Origin of the sequence: Pseudacidovorax sp. RU35E (assembly GCF_900156165.1) — a bacterium.
Lineage (GTDB): Bacteria > Pseudomonadota > Gammaproteobacteria > Burkholderiales > Burkholderiaceae_C > Xenophilus.
Genome location: NZ_FTMY01000003.1, coordinates 272688 through 295549 on the forward strand (window position 1 = coordinate 272688; position 22862 = coordinate 295549).

The window sequence follows — 22862 nt, forward strand, 5'->3', positions numbered from 1 at the left end:
CCGGTCAGTGCTCGCGGGTGGGGCCTAGTGCGGGGCCGCTCAGGCGCACGACCTTCTGGTTGCGCACCACGACAACGGCAGTTCCGGTCCGCGCAGCGGTCTCGCGCGCCGCTGCGGCAGCCCGCCGCAAGGCTGCCAGCGAGGCAGGCAGGTCCCGGTCCTTGGCTTGGGAAATGGGTCTGGCGCTCATGGTGCTTCTCCCCAGTCGATCAGCGTGGGCTCGTCGCCCGAGTTGTCATACAGCGCCCAGGCGTCGACCGCCTGACGATAGCGCCGATCAAAATTGTCACGGCCTGCCTGGAATCGGCGGCGCACCACCTCATCGGGAATATGGTGTCCGCCCTGGCGCACTCGTTCCGCGACGCGCGCGACTGCGAGTTCGGCGTCGGGCAGTGCCAGGAAGAACAGATTGACGTGGTAGCCCATCGTCCGCCAAGTCTGGATGTGCCGCAGATATGCCAGCCCGGAAAGGGTGGTCTCGAAGGCGAAGCTCTCCCGGCGCTCGGTACAGCCGGCGATTTCTTCCAGCATCAGCCGTCCGGCCCGAATGGCCGCGGCCTCAGGGGCGAAGGGCGACAGCCCCGCTGCGATCAGGTCCGCGTTGATGAAACGCAGCACTTGCGCCTCCTGTGGCAGGAAAGCGCGGGCGAAAGTGGTTTTTCCCGCTCCATTCGGGCCGGCAATGATGACGATCTTGGGCTCAGCCATGGGCCACCCACCACGTCGCCGCCAGCGGAGGCACGCTGATCGCCAGGTGCTGGTCCTGGCCGTGCATCGGCTCGGGCACCGTGTTGGCCATGCCGTTGACCACGCCGCTGCCCCCGAAGAGTTCGCTGTCGGTGTTGAGCACCTCGCGCCAGGCGCCGGCCCTGGGCACGCCCACACGGTAGTCGTGGCGCACCACGGGCGTGAAGTTGGCCACGGCCAGCAGCAGGGCCCCGTCGCTCGCGCGGCGCAAGAAGGCGAAGACGGACTGCGCCTCGTCGTCGTGCACCATCCATTCGAAGCCCTGCGGCTCGCAGTCCTGCTCGAACAGGGCCGGAAAGTGGCGGTACAGCCGGTTGAGCTCGCGCACCAGGCGCTGCACGCCCTGGTGCGGCGCGTGGTCGAGCAACTGCCAGTCGAGGCCGCGGTCGTGGCTCCATTCGCGCGTCTGGGCGAACTCGCCGCCCATGAACAGCAGCTTCTTGCCCGGATAGGCCCATTGCCAGCCGTACAGCAGCCGCAGTCCGGCAAAGCGCTGCCAGTCGTCGCCGCCGGCCATCTTGTCGATGAGCGGACCCTTGCCGTGCACCACCTCGTCGTGCGAGAGCGGCAGCACGAAGTTCTCGCTGTGCGCGTACATCAGGCCGAAGGTGATCTGCCGGTGCTGGTGGCGGCGGTGCAGCGGATCGGTGTGAACATAGGCCAGCGTGTCGTTCATCCAGCCCATGTTCCACTTGTAGTGGAAGCCCAGGCCGCCCGCCTCGGGTGGCTGGGTGACGCGCGGGAAGCTGGTCGACTCCTCCGCGAAGGTGACGGCGCCGGGCCGCTCGATTCCCACCACCTGGTTCATGCGGCGCAGGAAGGCGATGGCTTCCAGGTTCTCGCGGCCGCCGTGTTCGTTGGGCAGCCACTCGCCGTGCGGGCGGCTGTAGTCGCGGTAGAGCATGGAGGCCACGGCGTCCACCCGCAGGCCGTCGATGCCGAAGCGCTCCAGCCAGTACAGGGCATTGCCGACCAGGTAGTTGCAGACCTCGGTGCGCCGGTAATTGAAGATGAGCGTGTTCCAGTCGCGGTGGAAGCCCTCGCGCCGGTCCTCGTACTCGTACAGGGCGGTGCCGTCGAAGCGCGCCAGGCCATGCGCGTCGGTGGGAAAGTGCGCCGGCACCCAGTCCAGGATCACGCCCAGCCCGGCGGCATGGGCGGCCTGCACGAAATGGCGGAAGTCCTCCGGCGCACCGAAGCGCGAGGTCGGCGCATACAGGCCGATGGGCTGGTAGCCCCAGGAGCCGTCGAAGGGATGTTCGCTGACGGGCAGCAGCTCCAGATGGGTGAAGCCCAGCCCGGCGGCATAGGGCACCAGCGTGTCGGCCAGCTCACGGTAGCTGAGCCATTCATGGCCGTTCTTGCGGCGCCAGGAGCCCAAGTGCACCTCGTAGATGCTGATGGGCGCGTCGCGCCGGTTGGCGGCGGCGCGCTCGGGCGGCAGTGGTACCGGTGGCGGCAGCGCGCGCACCACGCTGGCCGTCTCGGGCCGCAGGCGGGCGCCGAAGGCGTACGGGTCGGCCTTGCGCAGCAGCGCCCCGTCCGCGGCCAGGATCTCGAATTCGTAGGCATCGCCCGGCTGCACGTGCGGCGCGAAGATCTCCCACACGCCGCATTCGGGGCGACGTCGCATCAGGTGGCGGCGGCCGTCCCAGGTGTTGAAGTCGCCCACCACCGACACGCGGCGCGCATGCGGCGCCCAGACGGCAAAGGCCACTCCGTGCACGCCAGCCTGCACACGTGGGTGCGCGCCCAGCACCTCGAAGGGCCGCAGGTGCGTGCCTTCGGCGAGCAGCCACACGTCCAGGTCGGACAGCACGGGCCCGAAGCGGTAGGGATCGTGCAGGCGGGAGGCGTGGCCGTCGTCCCACTGCACCTGCAGCAGGTAGCCCAGTTCGGCCGGGGCGGCGGGCACCAGGGCGGCGAAGACATCCGAGTCGCCCTGGCGTTGCAGCACCGCCAGCGGATCGCCGGAGGCCGCATGCAGCACCGCGACCTGATGTGCCCCCGGCAGCAGGGCCGCAATGCGCAGTGCGCCGGCCACGCGGTGCGGGCCGAGCACGGCGAAGGGGTCGCCATGCTCGGCCCGCATGAGGGACTGGATTTCGCCGTCGGAAAGCATTCGGAAAAGGGGGAAGGCGAAGAGGACGCCGCAGGGGTTCCAAATGTAACGAATACCCTGGGCCGTCCGGCGGGACGGGAGGCCAGGCCGGTCCCGGTGGTCGCGCATCCGCGCCGCAAGCGAGAAACGGGCCACCCCGTGCGGCCGGCGCCGAGCCCTGATAATCGCCGATCCCCGGCCCGCCCTGCGCCGGGTGCCTGTGCCAAGCCCATGAATCCCACCTACCAACCGAGTGAAGTCGAGTCCGCCGCCCAGGCCGACTGGACCGCCGCCGATGCCTACCGCGTGACCGAAGTCGCGGGCAAGAAGAAGTACTACGCCTGCTCCATGCTGCCGTATCCCAGCGGCAAGCTGCACATGGGCCATGTGCGCAACTACACCATCAACGACATGCTGGCGCGCTACCTGCGCATGAGCGGCTACAACGTGCTCATGCCCATGGGCTGGGACGCCTTCGGCCTGCCGGCCGAGAACGCGGCGCTCAAGAACGGCGTGCCGCCGGCCAAGTGGACGTACGAGAACATCGCGTACATGAAGGGCCAGCTGCAGGCCATGGGCCTGGCCATCGACTGGAGCCGCGAGGTCGCCACCTGCGACCCCAGCTACTACAAGTGGAACCAGTGGCTGTTCCTGAAGATGCTCGAGAAGGGCATCGCCTACCGCAAGACCCAGGTCGTCAACTGGGACCCGGTGGATCAGACCGTGCTGGCCAACGAGCAGGTGATCGACGGCCGCGGCTGGCGCACCGGCGCACCGGTCGAGAAGCGCGAGATCCCCGGCTACTACCTCAAGATCACCGACTACGCCGAAGAGCTGCTCGACCACGTGCAGCACAAGCTGCCCGGCTGGCCCGAGCGTGTGCGGCTGATGCAGGAGAACTGGATCGGCAAGAGCAGCGGCGTGCGCTTCGCCTTCACGCACGACATCCGCGGCGCGGATGGCGCCCCGATCCAGGACGGCCGCATGTACGTCTTCACGACGCGCGCCGACACCATCATGGGCGTGACCTTCTGCGCCGTGGCGCCGGAGCATCCGCTGGCCACGCACGCGGCGCAGAGCGATCCGGAGGTGGCCGCCTTCATCGCCGAATGCAAGGCCGGCGGCGTCACCGAGGCCGAACTGGCCACGCAGGAGAAGAAGGGCGTGCCCACGGGCCTGACCGTCACGCACCCGATCACCGACGAGCAGGTGCCGGTCTGGGTCGGCAACTACGTGCTGATGAGCTACGGCGATGGTGCCGTGATGGGCGTGCCGGCGCACGACGAGCGCGACTTCGCCTTCGCCAACAAGTACGGCATCCCGATCGTGCAGGTGGTGCTGGTGGACGACGAGCCGCACTTCGACTTCCACCGGTGGCAGGACTGGTACGCCGACAAGGAGCGCGGCGTCACGATCAACTCCGACAACTTCAGCGGCATGCGCCACCACGAGGCGGTGGACGCCGTGGCCCGCGTGCTGGAAGACAAGGGCCTGGGCGCCAAGAAGACCACCTGGCGCCTGCGCGACTGGGGCATCAGCCGCCAGCGCTACTGGGGCACGCCGATCCCCATCATCCACTGCCCCGACTGCGGCCCGGTGCCCGTGCCCGAGCAGGACCTGCCCGTGGTGTTGCCCACCGACTGCGTGCCCGACGGCAGCGGCAACCCGCTGAACAAGCACGAGGACTTCCTGGCCTGCACCTGCCCCAGCTGCGGCAAGCCGGCCCGCCGCGAGACGGACACGATGGACACCTTCGTGGACAGCTCGTGGTACTTCATGCGCTACTGCGACCCGGCCAACGACCAGGCCATGGTGGCCGACGGCGCCCGCTACTGGATGCGGGGTCAGGGCAATGCCGCTGGCGGCAGTGGCATGGACCAGTACATCGGCGGCATCGAGCACGCCATCCTGCACCTGCTGTACGCGCGCTTCTGGACCAAGGTCATGCGCGACCTGGGCCTGGTGACGATCGACGAGCCCTTCACCCGCCTGCTCACGCAGGGCATGGTGCTCAACCACATCTACTACAAGCGCAATGCCAAGGGCGGCAAGGACTACTTCCCGCCCGCCGAGGTCACGCCCACGCTGGACGCCCAGGGCCGCATCACCGGCGGCACCACGGCCGATGGCACGGTGGTCGAGTACGGCGGCGTCGGCAAGATGGGCAAGAGCGAGCGCAACGGCGTCGATCCGCAGGAGCTGATCGAGAAGTACGGCGCCGACACCGCGCGCCTGTACACCATGTTCACAGCCCCGCCCGAGGCCACGCTGGAGTGGAACGACGCGGCGGTGGAAGGCAGCTTCCGCTTCCTGCGCCGGGTGTGGAACTTCGGCCAGGCGCTGGCCGCGATGCCGGCTGCCACGGCCGATGGCGCAGCCTACGGCAAGGCCGCCAAGGCCCTGCGCCGCGAGGTGCACACCGTGCTGCGCCAGGTCGACTACGACTACCAGCGCATGCAATACAACACCGTCGTCTCCGGCGCGATGAAGCTGCTCAATGCGCTCGAAGGCTTCAAGGCCGAGGCCGAGGAAGGCGGCGTGGCCGCGCTGCGCGAGGGCTTCGGCATCCTGCTGCGCGTGCTCTACCCCGTCACGCCGCACCTGACGCACCAGCTGTGGAAGCAGCTCGGCTTTGCGGATGCGCAGGGCGTGCTGCTCGATGCGCCGTGGCCCGTGGTGGACGAGGGCGCGCTGGCACAGGACGAGGTCGAGCTCATGCTGCAGATCAACGGCAAGCTGCGCGGCGCCGTGGTGGTGCCCGCCGGCGCCGACAAGGCCGAGATCGAGGCCCTGGCCGTGGCCAGCGAGGCCTTCACCAAGCACGCGAATGGCCAGTCCATCAAGCGCGTGATCGTGGTCCCGGGCCGGCTGGTCAACGTGGTGGTGGCATGACGGCGGGCGCGCGCCCTGCCGGACGCCCCTCGGACCCGGCCCAGCACGTCTCGCGCCGGGGTCTGCTGGCGGGCGTCGCCGTACTGCCGCTCGCAGCCTTGCTGACCGGCTGCGGATTCCGGATGCGCGGGGCCGTGCAGTTTCCCTTCCGTTCCATCGCCGTGACCGGCGTGCCTGGCGTGGCCGCCGAGCTGCGCCGAGCGCTGCGCGGCCAGGGCGACCTGAAGGTGCTGGCCAACACCGACCCGGTGACCGAGGCCGAGGCCGTGTGCGAGCTCGGCGACGAAGCCCGCAGCAGCGCCATCCTCTCGACCAACTCCACCGGTCAGGCGCGCGACCTGTCGATCACGCTGCAGATCAGCTACCGCCTGCGCACGAAGGACGGTCGCGAACTCATCCCCAAGACGCCGCTCACCCTGTCGCGCGACATCAGCTACAACGAGAACACCGTGCTGGCCAAGGAGGCGGAGCAGAACTTCCTGTACCGCGACATGATGCAGGACATGGCCCAGCAGCTGGTGCGCCGCCTGGCCGCGGCCAAGCTCCCCGCCGCTTCCTGATCCTTCCGTCTCGATGCAACTGGCTGCCGCCCAGCTCGACGCGCACCTGGCCAAGGGCCTGCGCACCCTCTACACCGTGCACGGCGACGAGCCCCTGCTGGTGCAGGAGGCGGCCGACGCCATCCGCGCGGCCGGCCGGGCGGCCGGCTACACCGAGCGCAGCAGCTTCACCGTGGCCGGCGCCCACTTCGACTGGAGCAGCGTGCTGGCCGCGGGCGGCTCGCTCAGCCTCTTCGCCGACCGGCAGCTCATCGAGATCCGCATCCCGTCGGGCAAGCCCGGCAAGGACGGCAGCACCGCCCTGCAGCAGATCGGCGAGAGTGCATCGGCCGGCGATGGGACGCTGACGCTGGTGTTCCTGCCGCGGCTGGACAAGATGACCAAGGGCGGCGCCTGGTTCGGCGCCCTGGAGTCGCACGGCGTCACGCTGCAGGTCGACCCGGTGGAGCGCGGCGCGCTGCCGCAGTGGATCGCCCAGCGCCTGGCGCGTCAGGGCCAGCGCGTGAAGGCCGGCGAGGAAGGCCAGCGCACGCTGCAGTTCTTCGCCGACCGGGTGGAGGGCAACCTGCTCGCGGCCCACCAGGAGATCCAGAAGCTGGCGCTGCTGTACCCGGCGGGCGAACTGGGCTGGGCGCAGATCGAGGCCGCCGTCAACAACGTGGCCCGCTACGACGTGTTCAAGCTGTCCGAGGCGGTGCTCTCGGGCAATGCGACGCGCGTGGCCCGCATGCTCGGCGGCCTGCAGGCCGAAGGCGAGGCTGCGGTGCTGGTGCACTACACGCTGGCCGAGGACATCCGCGCCCTCAAGCGCGTGCGCGACGCCATGGACGCCGGTCGGCCGCTGCCCATGGCCCTGCGCGAGAACCGCATCTGGGGCCCGCGCGAGCGCGCCTTCGAGCGCGTGCTGCCGCGCCTCACGCCGCGCACGCTGGCGCGCCTGCTGCGCGCGGCCCATGTCACCGATGGCATCGTCAAGGGCCTCAAGCAGCCCGACTGGCCGGCCGACCCGTGGCAGGCGCTGCAGCGGCTGGGGCTGATGACGGCCAAGCTGTGCGCATGAGGGGCTGCGTGGGGATGTTCGAGGCTGCGCGCACGACGCCGGAGCCCGTCCGATGAGCGTTCGATCCGACGCCCCCCTCGCCATCGTCGGCGCTATGCAGGAAGAGCTGGCCGCCCTGCTTGCCGCCATGCCGGACGCGCGACCCGAGACCCTGGCGGGTCGCCAGTTCTGGCGCGGTCATCTGGAAGGCCGTCCGGTGGTCGTGGTGCTCTCGCGCATCGGCAAGGTCGCAGCGGCCACGACGGCCACCGTGCTGCTCGCGCACCATGGCGTGCGGGCCGTGCTCTTCACCGGCGTGGCGGGTGGACTGGCCGAAGGCGTGGCGGTGGGCGACGTGGTGGTGGCGCGCGATCTGCTGCAGCACGACATGGATGCTTCGCCGCTCTTTCCGCGCCACGAGGTGCCGCTGACGGGCATGACCCGGTTTCCGGCCGACGCCGCATTGGCCAACGCCCTGGCTGCTGCGGCGCAGGACGTCCTTGCCGAACTCCCGGCACACCTGCCGGCAGATGTGCAGGCCGAGTTCGCGATGACGAAGGCGCGGCTGCACCGGGGCCTCATCGTGAGCGGCGACCGCTTCGTCGCCACTGCGGCGGAGAGTGCCAGGCTGCGCGCCGACCTGCCCGACGCGTTGGCGGTTGAGATGGAAGGCGCGGCCGTGGCCCAGGTCTGCCATGACTGGGGCGTGCCCTTCGCGGCGGTGCGCACCATCTCCGACCGGGCCGACGACGCCGCCCATGCGGACTTCGGCCGCTTCGTGGGTCGCGTGGCCAGCCCCTTCAGCGCGGCCATCGTGCGGCGGACCCTGACGCGGCTCTGACCGTTTCGGCAGGCGACTCAGCGGCCGTCCTACAGCCGCGAAAGACGCAGGCCGCTTGGATGCGGCCTTGCGGCCGATAGGCTCACCTGCGGTGGACGGCTTGCAGTTCGCCCGGCCCTGCTGGCACCGCGGGGGTGGGGCGGCAGCCGTCCTCCACCTGTGCTTCGCGCCGTTGCGCGTCCGTTCCGTCTTTTCCCCGTCTCTCTTTCCGTCGAAGGAACCGGCACCATGCCCCGCTTCTCGTCTTCCCTTTCCTCGCCCCATCTGCCGCGCCGCGTCGGCGTGCCCCTCGCCCTGGCAGCCGGCACGGTGCTGTTCCCGCTGTCCGCCCTGGCCCAGCAGCAGACGACCATGGCCACCGACCCGGCGCTGCAGTCGACCGTTTCGCCCGCACTGGACCGCATCAGCCTGTCCGTCGGCGCCTTCTACGCCGAGCCCAAGGTCAGCGCGACGGTGGGCAATTCCTTTGCCTCCTTCAACACCGGCGACGTGACCGCCGACCGCAAGGCGCTGCCGCGCATCGCCGGCGAGGTCCTGCTGGGCGACAACCACGGCATCTCCTTCGAAGCCTTCCGCTACAGCCAGAACTATTCGAACTCCGGCACTGCCGGCTACACCACCGGTCCTTTCGGCGTCACCGGCACGGCCGGCCTGAACCTGAACTTCGACCTGGACGTGGCCCGCCTTGGCTACCGCTACTGGTTCGGCTCCGGCAACACGGTCTTCGGCATTGGCGCCGGCATCGGCTACTACAAGGTCAAGCTCGAGACCAATGCCTTCGCCGCCGCGACCGCCAACCTGCCGGGCCTGGGCTTCTATGGCAGCAACGGTCGCTACAGCCGCCAGGACAGCGACGATGCCGTGGCGCCGATGCTGGAGGTGGGCGTGCGCCATGCCATCTCGCCCAACATGCGCCTGTTCTTCGATGCCTCGGGCATTCGCAAGGGCGGCAGCAGCGGCGTGCACGGCAGCATCTACAACGCGCAGCTGGGGGCGGAATGGTTCCCGTGGCGCAACGTGGGCGTGTCGCTGGCCTACGCCGTCACCGACGTGGACCTGAAGCGCGACGACCCCGGCCTGCAGGGCCTGCGCATCAAGTTCCAGGGTCCTGTTGCCGCGGTCAAGGCCCGCTTCTGATCGGCGCGCGGCGGCTGCTGCCCAGCGCGGCGCCGCCCTCGCCGGGCCTGTCTCTCAGGCCGGCATGCGCAGATCGCGCGCCGCTTCGGCCGCGATCTCGTAGGAGCGCAGCCGCGCCGCATGGTCGTACATCCCGCTGGCGACGATCACTTCCTGCACGCCGGTGCGGTCGACGAAGTCCTGCAGGCCGGCGCGCACCGTCTCGCGGGTGCCGATGGCCGCGCACGACAGCACGCTGTCCAGCAGCATGTTCTCCCCGGGTCCGAGGCGCTCGCGGTAGCCGGGCACGGGCGGCGGCAGGCGGCCCGGCCGACCACTGCGCAGGTTGACGAAGGACTGCTGCCACGAGCTGGCGAGCAGGTGGGCCTGGGCTTCATCGTCCGCCGCGAAGACGTTGAAGCCGGCCATGGCATAGGGCTTGGCCAGCTGCGCCGAGGGCTTGAAGGTCTCACGGTAGATGCGCAGCGCGGGCATCAGCTGCTGCGGCGCGAAATGCGAGGCGAAGGCATACGGCAGGCCGAGGTGGGCCGCCAGCTGCGCACCGAAGGTGCTGCTGCCCAGGATCCACACCGGCACCTGCAGTCCACGGCCCGGCACGGCCAACACCGGCTGGCGCGGCTCGGGGCTCATGAAGTCCATCAGCTCCAGGACGTCCTGCGGAAACTGGTCGGCATCGCTGGCCAGGTCGCGCCGCAGCGCGCGCGAAGTGCGCTGGTCCGAGCCCGGCGCGCGGCCCAGGCCCAGGTCGATGCGGCCGGGATAGAGCGACTCCAGCGTGCCGAACTGCTCGGCGATGACCAGCGGTGAATGGTTGGGCAGCATCACGCCTCCAGCGCCGATGCGGATCGAGCGCGTGCCGGCACCGATGTAGGCCAGCAGCGTGGAGGTGGCCGCGCTGGCGATGCCCGGCATGCCGTGATGCTCGGCCAGCCAGTAGCGGCGAAAGCCCAGGGCTTCGCCATGCTGGGCGAGCGAGAGGGAATGGCGGAAGGACTGCCCCGCATCGCCGTCGTCGCGGATCGGGGACAGGTCGAGGATGGACAGGGGCAACTGCTGCGAATCGGACATGGAACCGATCATGAACCGAACGGATTGAACCTGCCGGCGTGGGCTCTTGGCGGCGTGGCGCATAGGCGGGCACGCCACCCCTTCTTACAATCCGCCCGTTTCTCTCCTCAGCAAGCTGTGCACCCCGGTGGGGGAAAGCGCTGCCAGCCAGCCCTTTCATCCCTGCTCCAGGAGCATCTGCATGCCTGCTTTCCGCCGGTCGCGCTCGGCCGTCCCTCACTTTTCCTCGTCCTCTCCCCGTTCCCCGCTGCGTCCCCTGGCGCTGGCCGTCCTGGCATTGGGCGCACTGCCTGCCTGGTCGCAGACGGCGGCCGGGACTGCTGAGGCCGCATCCGATCCGGCCGCCATGCCGACCGCCACGCAACGCGCGCCGCAGAAGTCGCTGGACGCCATCACCGTGCAGGGCGCGCGCGAAAGCGCCACCACCCGCCTGCCGCTCACGGCCCGCGAGACGCCGCAGTCCGTCACCAGCGTCACGCGCGAGCAGATCGAGCGCCAGTCGCTCACGAGCATCGACGCGGTGCTGCGCAACGTGAACGGCGTGGCCGTGAGCTTCTACGACACGCAGCGCCCGCTGTACTTTGCGCGCGGCTTCCAGATCACCGACTTCCAGATTGACGGCCTGCCCAGCTACAGCAACAGCACCAACCAGGAGTTCGACACCGCGCTGTATGAGCGCATCGATGTCGTACGCGGCGCCAACGGCATCCTCACTGGCGTGGGCACGCCTTCGGCCACGGTGAGCCTCACGCGCAAGCGGCCGCAGCGGCAGTTCGCCGGCTCGGTGTCGCTGTCGGCAGGCTCGTGGGACTTCAAGCGCGCCGAGCTGGACCTGAACGTGCCGCTCAATGCCGACGGCAGCGTGCGCAGCCGCTTCGTCATCGCGCCCCAGAAGAAGGATTCCTTCCGCGACCGCTATTCGGAAGACAAGAACGCGATGCTGGCCGTGGTCGAGGCCGACCTGGGCAGCAACACGGTCGCCTCCATCGGCTACCAGCGGCAGAAGAACGACCCCAAGGCGCCCATCTGGGGGACGATCCCGCGCTTTGCATCGGACGGCGGCAAGATCGACCTGCCGGTCTCCACCAGCTTCTCGCCGTCGTGGACGCGTTGGAGCCGCGAATCGGAGACGCTGTATGCCAACCTGGAGCACCAGTTCAACGACGACTGGAGCCTGCGCGCGAGCATCGCACGCACCGAGGGCGAGACCTTCAGCCTGCGCACCTATGGCTATGGCCGCACCACGTCATCGGCGCCCTTCATCAACCGCCTGACGGGTGCGGGGATCACGCTGTACGGCGCCGTCGGCGGCGGCACCGAGACGCAGAACGCCATCGACACCTACCTGTCGGGCAAGCTGCACTTCGGTGGCCGCACGCATGACGTGGTGCTGGGCATTGCCGACTACCACACGGTGACGCGCACCGACGGCTACACCTCGCTGTCGAGCTGGCGCTACGACATTCCCAACATCTACGCCTGGAATGGCTATGCGCCGCAGCCCTACTACCGCAAGACGGGCGCCTGGAGCGAGCAGACCACCGACCAGACCGGCCTGTATGCCTCGGGCCGCTGGCGGCTGACCGACGCGCTGTCGCTGATGACCGGCGTGCGTGTGACGAACTGGGAGCGGGCGACAAGTGGCTTCAACACCGCGGGCCAGTACGTCAGCACCACCGGCGTGCAGAAGGTGGAGCGCAAGAGCACGCCCTTCGTGGGCCTGATGTACGACGTGACGCCCGATGCATCGATCTACGCCAGCTATGGCCGCATCTTCAACCCGCAGAACTACCGCGACGCCAACAACAACCCACTGGCGCCGGTGACGGGCAGCAATGCCGAGCTCGGCATCAAGGGCAACCTGCTGGACGGACGCCTGACGGGCAGCTTCGCGATCTATGAGACCAGGCAGGACAACTTCGGCGTGCGCGATTCCAGCGTACCGGCCGGCACCTTGCCCGATGGCAGCTCGGCCTACCGGGCGGTGGACGGCACGCGCTCGTACGGCTTCGAGACCGAGCTGGCCGGCTTCGTGACGCCGCGCTGGCGCGTGAGTGCGGGCCTGACGCGCACGAAGGTGGAGCGCAATGCGAGCGACCTGATCTACGCGAACTTCCCCGAATATCTGCTGCAGTTGTCGACGGACTATCAGCTGAGCGGCGCGCTGGCACCGCTGTCGGTGGGCGGTGGGCTGCAGTGGCAGACCAAGATCGAGGGCTTCAACATCCCGCATCCGATCCTGGGCACGGTGACGGTGACCGATCCGCCGGTGGCGGTGCTGAATCTGCGGGCGACGTGGAAGTTCAACGAGCGGCTGAGCGCGACGCTGAACATCAACAACGCGACGAACAAGAAGTACTGGGCCAACCTGGACTACGCCAACTATGCGGATCCGCGCAACATCATGCTGACGTTGCGGGCGAAGTTCTGACGGCTTGCCGGAGCGAGGTTCCTCTGTCCTGAGTGCTGAGTGCTGAATGCGGGTGCCCGGTGGTCCGGCCCTGGTGCCGGTGAGGGCGTGGCGGCGCTTCAAGTGGGGCGGTCGGCTCCGCCGACTTCCCTCCGGTGCTCGGACAGCCGGGCCGCGGCAGAACTCGCTACGCGCTTCGCGCTGCGCTCAAACAACTGCCGCGAGTCAGATCACGAAGCGGGCCTGTCCTTCGGCAGGCCCGCAGCCCGTCCGCCCTGCGCTCCTCGGCACCCCACAGGCGCGCCGCCACGCCCTCACCGGCACCAGGGCCTGTGCTGCAGTTGATCGGCCCGCATGCGTGCTGCGTGCTGCGTGCTGCTTGCGGTCTATCTCCTCGCGCAATAAGGTGACCCGTTCGCCCTGAGCTCGTCGAAGGGCTTAGACCCGCGTGCATGCACTGGCTTCGACAGGCTCAGCCCGAACGGTCGTCAGCCCGGACGGCTCTTGTTCGGCTGGCCGTGTTGCTTCCTTCGCTGAGGTCGCGGATCGAACACCAGCGGGCGTTGGGGGCCTTGAATGCACAACGGCAGCCTCCACGCGCCGGTGTCGGACTCAGGGTGCGCGGGCGATTTCGGGGTCGGCGAGGAGCGCAGGATGGACGGGCTGCAGGCCTGCCGAAGGACAGGCCTGCTTCGTGATCTGACTCGCGGCGTTTGTCTGAGCGCAGCGCGAAGCGCGTAGCGAGTTATGCCGCGTGCCCGTCCATCCGAGCACCGCAGCGGAGTCGGCCCGAAGGGCCGACCGACCCCGTATGAGCCCGCGCACCCGGAGCCCGGCACCGGCGCGCGCCCCGGACTTGAAACCCGAGCAGTCATTCCATCCGAGTAAGCCGTGGCCCAACGGCGCCGCAACCTTTTCGCCGCTGCCTACAGGCACGACGCCCGTCAGCCGCTCACGAACTCATCGGCTCACCAGCCACCATCACGATCATCGACCGCGCTGTCACCGTGTACGTCTGCCCCGCCTCGAACGCAGCCCCGACCTGGTCCACCGGTGCCTGCGGATCGACGTCATGCGCCGTGTCCACCGCCAGCGTCCACTGCGTGCCTTCGCCATGCTCTGGCAGCTTGAAGTCCAGCGCGTCTTCCCAGGCGTTGAAGACCAGCAGCACGCTGCGGTCCAGGCTTCGGCGGGCGATGGCGGTCGCGCGGGCGTGGCCTTCCAGCAGCATGCCGAAGCAGCGCGTGCGCGAATCTTCCCAGTGACTGGACTCCATCTCGGTGCCGTCGCACGACAGCCAGGTCACGTCCTTGACCTGCAGCTCCTCGTCGAAGGCGCCCGTCAGGAAGCGGTTGCGCCGCAGCACGGGCAGCGTCTGGCGCAGGTGCGTGAGCCGCTTGAAGAAGGCGATGAGCGAGCGGCCCCGGTCGTCGATGCCCTCCCAGTCGAACCAGGAGATCTCGTTGTCCTGGCAATAGGCGTTGTTGTTGCCTTGCTGCGTGCGGCCGAACTCGTCGCCGGCCAGCACCATCGGCGTGCCCTGCGACAGCAGCAGCGTGGCCAGCATGTTGCGCTGCTGGCGGGCCCGCAGCGTCAGCACGGTCTCGTCGTCGGTGGGGCCCTCGGCGCCGCAGTTCCAGCTGCGGTTGTCCGAATGGCCGTCGCGGTTGCCCTCGCCGTTGGCGTCGTTGTGCTTGTCGTTGTAGCTGGCCCAGTCGGCCAGGGTGAAGCCATCGTGCGCCGTCAGGAAATTGACACTTGCCCACGGCCGGCGGCCACGCTTGTTGAAGCGATCCGCGCTTCCCGTCACGCAACTGGCCAGGGCCGGTGCCATGGCCTCGTCGCCCTTCCAGAAGGCGCGCACCGTGTCGCGGAAGCGGTCGTTCCATTCCGCCCAGCCCGGCGGAAAACCGCCCACCTGGTAGCCCCCCGGGCCGCAGTCCCAGGGCTCGGCGATCAGCTTCACGCTGCTGAGCACCGGGTCCTGACGGCAGCTGTCGAGGAAGCCGTGGCCCTCGTCGAAGCCGTAGGGCTCGCGCGCCAGGATGGTTGCCAGGTCGAAGCGGAAGCCGTCGACGCGCATTTCCGTCACCCAGTAGCGCAGGCTGTCCGTCACCATCTGCAGCACGCGCGGATGGCTCAGGTTGAGCGTGTTGCCGGTGCCGGTGTCGTTGATGTAGTAGCGCGCGCCGGGGCCACCGTCGCCACCGGGCATCAGGCGGTAGTAGCTCGCGTTGTCGATGCCCTTGAAGCTCAGCGTCGGGCCCAGCTCGTTGCCCTCGGGCGTGTGGTTGTAGACCACGTCCATGATCACTTCCAGGCCCTGGCCGTGCAGCAGGTCGACCATGCCCTTGAACTCGTCGATGGACGGCTCGCTCAGGTAGCGCGGCTCCAGCGCGAAGAAGCCGATGGTGTCGTAGCCCCAGTAGTTGCGCAGGTCCTTCTCCTCGAGGAAGGACTGGGTGAGGAAGCGCTGCACCGGCAGCAGCTCCACGGTGGTCACGCCCAGCTCACGCATGTGGCGCATCACCTCGTCGTTGGCCAGGCCGGCGAAGGTGCCGCGCAGGTGCTCCGGTACCGCAGGGTGGCGCATGGTGTGGCCGCGGACGTGCGTCTCGTAGACGATGGTGCGCTCCCATGGCACGCGCGGCGCGCGCGGCTGCTTCCATTCGAAGCGCGAATCCACCACCACGCACTTGGGCACGAAGGGCGCGCTGTCGCGCTCGTCGAAGCTCAGGTCGCCGTCCTCGTGGCCCACGGTGTAGCCGAAGATCTCGGGCGCCCACTTGAGCTCGCCCATGTGCGCCTTGGCGTAGGGATCGAGCAGCAGCTTGTTGTGGTTGAAGCGGTGGCCGTTCTCGGGCTCGTAGGGGCCATGCACGCGCAGGCCGTAACGGGCACCGGGCAGCAGGCCGGGGACGAAGCCATGCCAGACTTCATCGGTGTATTCGGGCAGGGTGACGCGGCCGGTTTCGTTCTGGCCGCTTTCGTCGTAGATGCAGACCTCCACGCGGGTGGCATGGGCGGAAAAGACGGCGAAGTTGACGCCGTCGCCGGTGAACGTGGCGCCCAGGGGATGAGGCAGGCCTTCCCGGACTTCGAGAGACATGGTGGGGGCTCCTTAGAGGATGGCGGCATGGCCCGGGCGTGCGCCCCCACAGGGGAAGGCTGACGACCGCCAGCCGGTGCGCTCCAAGGCGAGGCGGTCAGCCTAGCTGCGGTGCAGCATGTCGCCTGTAGGACGCCACAAGCAGGCCCGGCCGGCACAATGGCTGCTGCCGCTCCGCCGACGGAGCGGTTTCAGGAACCCCCGATGACGCCGCCCTCCACGCCGCCTGTCCTGCCCATCGAAGCCGCTTCCAGCGTCTTGCTGCTGCGGGACGGTCCGGGCGGGCTGGAGGTGTTCATGGTGCGCCGGCACGACCGCTCCTCCGTGCTCGGTGGCGCCTGGGTCTTTCCGGGTGGCAAGGTGGACCTGGTCGACGCCCACCCCGAGATCGCGCCCGACGCCGACCCGCAGGCACTGCCCTTCCGCCTGGCCGAGCCGGAACTGCCTGCCTCGGTCGCGCTGGCGCTGCACATGGCGGCCCTGCGAGAGGTGTTCGAGGAATGCGGCGTGCTCTTCGCACACGGAGCGAGCGGCGCCACGCCGGCGGCCTGGGTGGCGCGGGTGCATGCACTGTGCGACGACGGCCTGCGCCTGGACGCCGCCATGGCCGAGGCCGGGCTGCAGCCGCAGCTGCTGTCGCTGCATCCCTTCTCGCGCTGGATCACGCCGGAGCGCTCGGTCTCCTTCCAGGGTCGGCGATTCGACACCCGGTTCTTCATCGCCGCGCTGCCCCTGGGCCAGACGGCCGAGCACGACGACCACGAGGCCGTCGCCAGCGCCTGGCTGTCGCCGCGCGAGGCGCTGCAGCAGTATTGGGACGGCCGCATGGCGCTGGCGCCGCCGCAGATCATGAGCCTGGTGCACCTGGCGCATGCGAGTGCGCGGGGCGACCTGGCCGACCTCATGGCAGCCGTCCGCGAGCGTGGGCCCTACTGTGTGCGACCGCATGTGATGGACCTGCCCGACGGTGGCAAGGCCATGGCCTATCCGGGGGACCCGGCGCATGACGTGCCCGAGCGCGCCATGCCCGGGCCGCTGCGGCTGTTCGTCAAGGGGCCGGGGCGCTTCGAGCCCGAGGGCGGCATCGACGGCTTCTGGGCCTGAGCGGCGCACCTCGCCGCCGCGGTGGCGGCCCGGCCTCCGGATCCCGGTGACCCCGACATGCGACAAGGCCCGCGTCTCCGGTGAAGGAGCCGCGGGCCTTGTCGTGAGCGGGCTTCGATGCGCCAGCCTGTGCCGGCTGGCGCCATCCCCGCGCGATCAGAAGGGGATGTCGTCGTCCATGTCGTCGAAGCCCGTGGGCGCGCGCGAGGGCGCGGGCGCCGGGGCCGGACGGGGTGCGGGTGCGCGGGGGGCTGCCGCTGCGCGCGGGGCATAGCCGCCACCGCCGCCGCCACCCCCATTGCCGCCGCCGTAGCCGCCGCCACCCCCACCGCCGCCGCCCATGCCGTACTCGTCGTCGCCACCACCGCCGCCGCCGCCGCCCGGTGCACCCATGCCCTGACGGCTGCCCAGCATCTGCATCTGGTCGACGCGGATGTCGGTGGCGTACTTCTCGATGCCGTCCTTGTCGGTGTACTTGCGGGTGCGGATGGCGCCTTCGACGTAGATCTGCGAGCCCTTGCGCAGGTACTGCGCGGCGATCTCGGCCAGGCGGCCGTTGAACACCAGGCGGTGCCACTCGGTGGCTTCGCGCATCTCGCCGGACTGCTTGTCCTTCCAGCGGTCGGTGGTGGCCAGCGTCGCGTTGCAGACCTGGTCGCCACTGGGGAAGGTGCGGGTTTCGGGATCGCGGCCGAGATTGCCGACGAGGATGACTTTGTTGACCGATGCCATGGTGTTCGCTGCCCCTGCTGAGTGGAAAAAGAGGAAGGTTGCGGAAAAAAACGAGCCGGCCATTGTGCCCGATGTGCCTTGTCCGGACGCCGCCGCGGGCAGGCCGCGCGACCGGCGCCCGTGAACTTCTGCGCCGGAGCGGCCAGCCCGGGCCGAGGGCGCAGAATCGGCCGCTGCATGAACCGCGAACCCGACTTCCTCGAGAACCTGCGCGCCGAGTTCTCCAGCTTCCGCACCTGGCTCGACCGGGCCATCGTCCTGGGCTATGCGGTGCTCGCTGGCCTCTTCGTGGTGGGCTTCACGCTGGCTGCCGAATGGGCCTTCGGCCTCTTCGAGCGGCTCTACCACGCCCAGCCCTGGGCGGTGCTGATCTGGACGCCGCTGGCCACGGCCGGCATCGTGGCCATCACCCGCCGCTGGTTCCCGGCGGCCTCGGGCTCGGGCATTCCGCAGGTCAAGGCCGCGCTCGACGACGAGCTGCCGCCGCCCGAGCGCAGCCGCTTCGCGTCGCTGCGCCTGACGCTCGCCAAGATCGTGCTGGGCACGGCCAGCTTCGCCGCCGGGCTGTCGGTGGGCCGCGAGGGCCCGTCCGTGCAGGTGGCGGCCGGCGTCATGCAGCACGCGCGGCGCTGGCTGTCGCCACGCACCACCATCGACGCGCGGGCGCTGCTGGTGGCCGGGGGCGCGGCGGGCATCGCGGGTGCCTTCAATGCGCCACTGGCCGGCGTGGTCTTCGCCATCGAAGAGCTGGTCGGTCGCCTGGAGGCCCGCGCCAGCGGCGTGGTGATCGCCGCCATCGTGCTGGCCGGCCTGGTGGCCGTGTCGGCCTTCGGCAACTTCAGCTACTTCGGCCGCATCCAGGTGCCGCGGCTGGGCTGGGACATCGCCGGCCCCGGCCTGGGCGTGGCCCTGGCCTGCGGCGTGGCGGGCGGCGTGTTCTCGCGGCTGATGATCGCCTCGCTCACCAACGCGCCGCAGCGGCTCACGCGGCTGCGGGCGCGGGCGCCGGTGCGCTTCGCGGCGGTCTGCGGTCTGCTGGTGGCGGCCATGGGCCTGGCTTCGGGCGGTGCCACCTTCGGCGCCGGCTCCGAGGCGGTCAAGCAGATGCTCGCGGGCCATGACGAGCTGACGCCGGTCTACACCCTGCTCAAGTTCATCGCCACCTGGGTCACGGCCTGGAGCGGCGTGCCCGGCGGCATCTTCGCGCCCTCGCTGTCCATCGGCGCCGGCATCGGCGACGCGGTGGCCTCGGCCGCTGGCCAAGGCCTGGGGCCGGCGCTCATCGCCATGGGCATGGCCGGCTTCCTGGCCGCCGTGACGCAGGCGCCGCTCACGGCCTTCATCATCGTGATGGAGATGGTCGACGGCCATGCCATGGTGCTGAGCCTGATGGCCTGCGCCATGCTGGCCAGCCTGGTGTCGCGCATGATCAGCCGGCCGCTGTACGAGGCCCTGGCCGAGCACATGGTGGCGGCGGTGGTGCGGCCCGAGCCGGTGCCGCCCCCGGTCGCCGCCGTCGCCGCCGAGCCGCCCGCCGCTGCCGTCGAATCGGCGCCGGAGCCCAGCCCGGAGCCCCCGCCGCCAGCCGGGCCGCATTCCGCGAAGGAGCGTTGACGCCGCCGGCGGTCTATCATGCCCGGTTGCCCTGCACGAACCGCCCGCCTGTGACCGCCCCCCACGACGACGCCTTCGACGACTCCGCCCCGGCTGCGGCCGACAGCGCCTACCTGGGCCGCCTGCTGGCCCAGCAGCGCATCAGCATCCGCGGCGCGCGCACCCACAACCTCAAGAACGTCGACCTCGACATCCCGCGCAACCAGCTGGTGGTGATCACGGGACTGTCGGGCTCGGGCAAGTCCAGCCTGGCCTTCGACACGCTCTACGCCGAGGGCCAGCGCCGCTATGTGGAAAGCCTGTCGGCCTATGCGCGGCAGTTTCTGCAGCTCATGGACAAGCCCGACGTCGACCTGATCGAGGGCCTGTCGCCCGCCATCAGCATCGAGCAGAAGGCCACCAGCCACAACCCGCGCTCCACCGTGGGCACGGTGACCGAGATCCACGACTACCTGCGCCTGCTGTTCGCCCGCGCCGGCACGCCCTACTGCCCGGAACACCACCTGCCGCTGCAGGCGCAGACGGTGTCGCAGATGGTGGATGCGGTGCTGGCCATCCCCGACGAACCCAGATTGATGATCCTCGCGCCGGTCGCGCGCGAAAAGAAGGGCGAGTTCCTCGAGCTCTTCGCCGAGATGCAGGCCCAGGGCTACGTGCGCTTCCGCGTCGACGGCCAGGTCTACGAATACAGCGACCTGCCCGCGCTCAAGAAGACCGAGAAGCACGACATCGACGTGGTGATCGACCGCCTGCGCGCGCGGCCCGACATGCAGCAGCGCCTGGCCGAAAGTTTCGAGGCCGCGCTGCGCCTGGCCGAGGGCCGGGCCATCGCGCTCGAGCTCGGCAGCGAGGGCACCGAAGAGAAGGAACACCTCTTCAACGCCAAGTTCGCGTGTCCCCTCTGCCACTACTCGATCACCGAGCTGGAGCCGCGCCTCTTCTCCTTCAACTCGCCGGTGGGCGCCTGCCCGAGCTGCGACGGCCTGGGCCACCGCGAGTTCTTCGACCCGGCCCGCGTCGTGGCCTTCCCGTCGCTCAGCCTGGCCAGCGGCGCCATCAAGGGCTGGGACCGCCGCAACGGCTACTACTTCAGCATGCTGGAGAGCTTGGCCAAGCACTACAAGTTCGACCTGGACACGGCCTTCGAGTCGCTGCCGGCCTCGGTCCAGCAGGTGCTGCTCCATGGCTCCGCCGGCGAGGAGATCAAGTTCAGCTACACCATGGAGTCGGGCAACTTCGCGGGCAAGAAGGTCGCGAAGAAGCATCCCTTCGAAGGGATCATCCCGAACATGGCGCGGCGCTACCGCGAGACTGATTCGGCCATGGTGCGCGACGATCTGGCGCGCTTTCGCAGCCTGCAGCCCTGCCCCGACTGCGGCGGCTCGCGCCTGCGGGTGGAGGCGCGCAACGTCTTCCTGGTCGACCAGTCGGCCGAGCCGCCCACCGAGCGCTCCATCCATGCGCTGAGCCACCTCACGCTGCGCGACAGCCTGGCCTACTTCGAGCAACTCAAACTGCAGGGCAGCAAGGCCGACATCGCCGACAAGGTGGTGCGCGAAATCGGTCTGCGGCTCAAGTTCCTCAACGACGTGGGCCTCAACTACCTGAGCCTGGACCGCAGCGCCGAGACACTGTCGGGCGGCGAGGCCCAGCGCATCCGCCTGGCCAGCCAGATCGGCTCGGGCCTGACCGGCGTGATGTACGTGCTGGACGAGCCCAGCATCGGCCTGCACCAGCGCGACAACGACCGCCTGATCGGCACGCTGCAGCACCTGCGCGACATCGGCAACAGCGTGATCGTGGTCGAGCACGACGAGGACATGATCCGCGCCGCCGACCACGTCATCGACATGGGCCCGGGCGCCGGCATCCATGGCGGCGAGGTCATGGCACAGGGCACGCACCAGCAGGTGGCGGACAACCCGAAGTCGCTCACCGGCCAGTACCTGAGCGGCGTGCGCCGCATCGAGGTGCCGGCCCGCCGCACGCCGCGCCTGCCCGTGGTGGCCGCCGCCCAGACGCCGGCGGAGACGAAGAAGAAGCCTTCGCGCTTTCCCATGAGCCCTGCCGCCGAGCGCCGTGCCGAGCGCGAGGCGCAGCACCTGCTCACGCAGGGCGCGCTGCAGGAGATCCGGGTGCTGAACGCGACCGGCAACAGCCTCAAGAACGTGAGCGCCGCCTTCCCCGTGGGCCTGCTCACCTGCGTGACCGGCGTGTCGGGCTCGGGCAAGTCCACGCTGGTCAACGACACGCTCTATGCGGCCGTGGCGCGCACGCTGTACCGCTCGCACGACGAGCCCGCGCCGCACGAGGCCATCGAGGGCATCGAGTACTTCGACAAGGTCATCAACGTCGACCAGTCGCCCATCGGCCGCACGCCGCGCAGCAACCCGGCCACCTACACGGGCCTGTTCACGCCCATCCGCGAGCTGATGGCCGAGACCAACACCGCCAGGGAGCGCGGCTACGGCCCGGGCCGCTTCAGCTTCAACGTCGCGGGCGGCCGCTGCGAGGCCTGCCAGGGCGACGGCGTCGTCAAGGTGGAGATGCACTTCCTGCCCGACGTGTACGTGCCCTGCGAGGTCTGCCACGGCCAGCGCTACAACCGCGAGACGCTGGAGGTGCAGTACAAGGGCCGCAACATCGCGCAGATCCTCGAGATGACGGTGGAGGACGCGCACGCGTTTCTCCAGGCCGTGCCCACCATCGAGCGCAAGCTGCGCACGCTGCTGGACGTGGGCCTGAGCTACATCAAGCTGGGCCAGAGCGCGACCACGCTCTCGGGCGGCGAGGCCCAGCGCGTCAAGCTGGCGCTTGAACTGTCCAAGCGCGACACCGGCCGCACGCTCTACATCCTGGACGAGCCCACCACCGGCCTGCACTTCGCCGACATCGAGCTGCTGCTGAAGGTGCTGCACCAGCTGCGCGACGCGGGCAACACCATCGTCGTCATCGAGCACAACCTCGACGTCATCAAGACCGCCGACTGGGTCATCGACATGGGCCCCGAAGGCGGCGCGGGCGGCGGCCAAGTGGTCGTGGCCGGCACGCCGGAGGATGTGGCGGCCTGCGAGGCGAGCCACACGGGGCGGTATTTGAAGCGGTTGTTGTAGGGGGGTGGAGGCGCCCGACCTCCATCAGGCGCAGCCGCGCGTGATCGACGCCTCCGCCATGTAGCCGAGGTAGTCGGCGACGCGCAGCGGATGCTGCGTCATATCGGGCGTGCTTCCTTCAGCACCTTGTCGCGGAAGGTGTCCGGCAAAGCTTCGGGCGTGAGGACATCGACCGGCACGCCGAGCAGACTTCGCAACTCCAGACGGATCGCGCTGATGTCGAAGAGCGTCGTCTCGGATGTCGGGTCGACCAGGATGTCGAGATCGCTGTCGGTCGAGTCCAGCCCATGCAGCGCCGAACCGAACACCCGCGCGTTGCGCGCTCGATGCGACTCGACCACGCGTCGGACGGTGTGGCGGTGGAGGGCCAGGGCTTCGGACGGTCTCATGGTGGA

General features: G+C 69.6%; 16 protein-coding genes. 9 read left to right on the plus strand and 7 right to left on the minus strand.

The features are described from left to right. Window positions 1-4: 4 nt before the first annotated feature. From BXA03_RS06815 to glgB, 3 genes are read right to left on the minus strand one after another with little or no spacing between them, the layout of a single operon-like run. Window positions 5-190, minus strand: a complete 186-nt coding sequence (locus BXA03_RS06815) for a hypothetical protein (protein ID WP_076505390.1) — start codon at window positions 188-190, stop codon at window positions 5-7. Next, window positions 187-708 carry a zeta toxin family protein gene (locus BXA03_RS06820; protein WP_076505392.1) on the minus strand — a complete coding sequence of 174 codons (522 nt, stop codon included), beginning with the start codon at window positions 706-708 and terminating at the stop codon, window positions 187-189. The genes BXA03_RS06815 and BXA03_RS06820 overlap by 4 nt, the downstream gene beginning before the upstream one ends. Continuing rightward, window positions 701-2869, minus strand: a complete 2169-nt coding sequence (gene glgB, locus BXA03_RS06825) for a 1,4-alpha-glucan branching protein GlgB (protein WP_076505394.1) — start codon at window positions 2867-2869, stop codon at window positions 701-703. The genes BXA03_RS06820 and glgB overlap by 8 nt, the downstream gene beginning before the upstream one ends. 210 nt (window positions 2870-3079) lie before the next feature. On the opposite strand from glgB, the gene leuS reads away from it, so the two are divergent. The 5 genes from leuS to BXA03_RS06850 all read left to right on the plus strand — a co-directional run bounded on the left by leuS (window position 3080) and on the right by BXA03_RS06850 (window position 9317). Then, complete coding sequence (gene leuS / locus BXA03_RS06830) at window positions 3080-5740, plus strand: leucine--tRNA ligase (protein ID WP_076505396.1); 2661 nt, start codon at window positions 3080-3082, stop codon at window positions 5738-5740. Between the two features lie 134 nt (window positions 5741-5874). Then, entirely contained in the window at window positions 5875-6300 is a 426-nt protein-coding gene (lptE, locus tag BXA03_RS06835) for an LPS-assembly lipoprotein LptE (RefSeq protein WP_234983617.1), read from the plus strand. 13 nt (window positions 6301-6313) lie between these two features. Further along, complete coding sequence (gene holA / locus BXA03_RS06840; protein WP_076505400.1) at window positions 6314-7360, plus strand: DNA polymerase III subunit delta; 1047 nt, start codon at window positions 6314-6316, stop codon at window positions 7358-7360. Window positions 7361-7412: 52 nt separating this feature from the next. Beyond that, window positions 7413-8180: a 5'-methylthioadenosine/adenosylhomocysteine nucleosidase gene (locus BXA03_RS06845; protein WP_076505402.1), complete on the plus strand. Its 768-nt coding sequence runs from the start codon at window positions 7413-7415 to the stop codon at window positions 8178-8180. Window positions 8181-8408: 228 nt separating this feature from the next. Further along, window positions 8409-9317, plus strand: a complete 909-nt coding sequence (locus BXA03_RS06850; RefSeq protein WP_076505404.1) for a hypothetical protein — start codon at window positions 8409-8411, stop codon at window positions 9315-9317. 54 nt (window positions 9318-9371) lie between these two features. Here BXA03_RS06850 and BXA03_RS06855 read toward each other — a convergent pair whose 3' ends face one another. After that, window positions 9372-10385, minus strand: a complete 1014-nt coding sequence (locus BXA03_RS06855) for an LLM class flavin-dependent oxidoreductase (protein ID WP_076505782.1) — start codon at window positions 10383-10385, stop codon at window positions 9372-9374. A 346-nt stretch (window positions 10386-10731) separates the two neighbouring features. Here BXA03_RS06855 and BXA03_RS06860 point away from each other — a divergent pair, with 346 nt between their 5' ends. After that, window positions 10732-12816, plus strand: coding sequence for a TonB-dependent siderophore receptor (locus BXA03_RS06860; RefSeq protein ID WP_234983618.1), 2085 nt, complete (start codon window positions 10732-10734; stop codon window positions 12814-12816). A gap of 931 nt (window positions 12817-13747) precedes the next feature. Here BXA03_RS06860 and glgX read toward each other — a convergent pair. Next, window positions 13748-15904 carry a glycogen debranching protein GlgX gene (gene glgX, locus BXA03_RS06865; protein WP_083715926.1) on the minus strand — a complete coding sequence of 719 codons (2157 nt, stop codon included), beginning with the start codon at window positions 15902-15904 and terminating at the stop codon, window positions 13748-13750. A 204-nt stretch (window positions 15905-16108) separates the two neighbouring features. Between glgX and BXA03_RS06870 the strand changes: the two genes are divergently transcribed. After that, window positions 16109-17008 (plus strand): NUDIX hydrolase, encoded by a 900-nt coding sequence (locus BXA03_RS06870; RefSeq protein WP_083715927.1) that lies wholly within the window; start codon window positions 16109-16111, stop codon window positions 17006-17008. A gap of 156 nt (window positions 17009-17164) precedes the next feature. On the opposite strand, the gene ssb is transcribed toward BXA03_RS06870, so the two are convergent. Next, window positions 17165-17740: a single-stranded DNA-binding protein gene (ssb, locus tag BXA03_RS06875; RefSeq protein WP_076505408.1), complete on the minus strand. Its 576-nt coding sequence runs from the start codon at window positions 17738-17740 to the stop codon at window positions 17165-17167. A gap of 177 nt (window positions 17741-17917) precedes the next feature. Here ssb and BXA03_RS06880 point away from each other — a divergent pair, with 177 nt between their 5' ends. Together BXA03_RS06880 and uvrA are read left to right on the plus strand one after the other, a co-directional pair. Continuing rightward, window positions 17918-19354, plus strand: coding sequence for a chloride channel protein (locus tag BXA03_RS06880; protein ID WP_076505410.1), 1437 nt, complete (start codon window positions 17918-17920; stop codon window positions 19352-19354). 50 nt (window positions 19355-19404) lie between these two features. After that, window positions 19405-22467: an excinuclease ABC subunit UvrA gene (gene uvrA / locus BXA03_RS06885; protein WP_076505412.1), complete on the plus strand. Its 3063-nt coding sequence runs from the start codon at window positions 19405-19407 to the stop codon at window positions 22465-22467. Window positions 22468-22565: 98 nt separating this feature from the next. Here the strand turns inward: uvrA and BXA03_RS06890 are convergent, their stop codons facing one another. Then, window positions 22566-22856, minus strand: a complete 291-nt coding sequence (locus BXA03_RS06890; RefSeq protein ID WP_076505787.1) for a nucleotidyltransferase family protein — start codon at window positions 22854-22856, stop codon at window positions 22566-22568. Window positions 22857-22862: the final 6 nt, after the last annotated feature.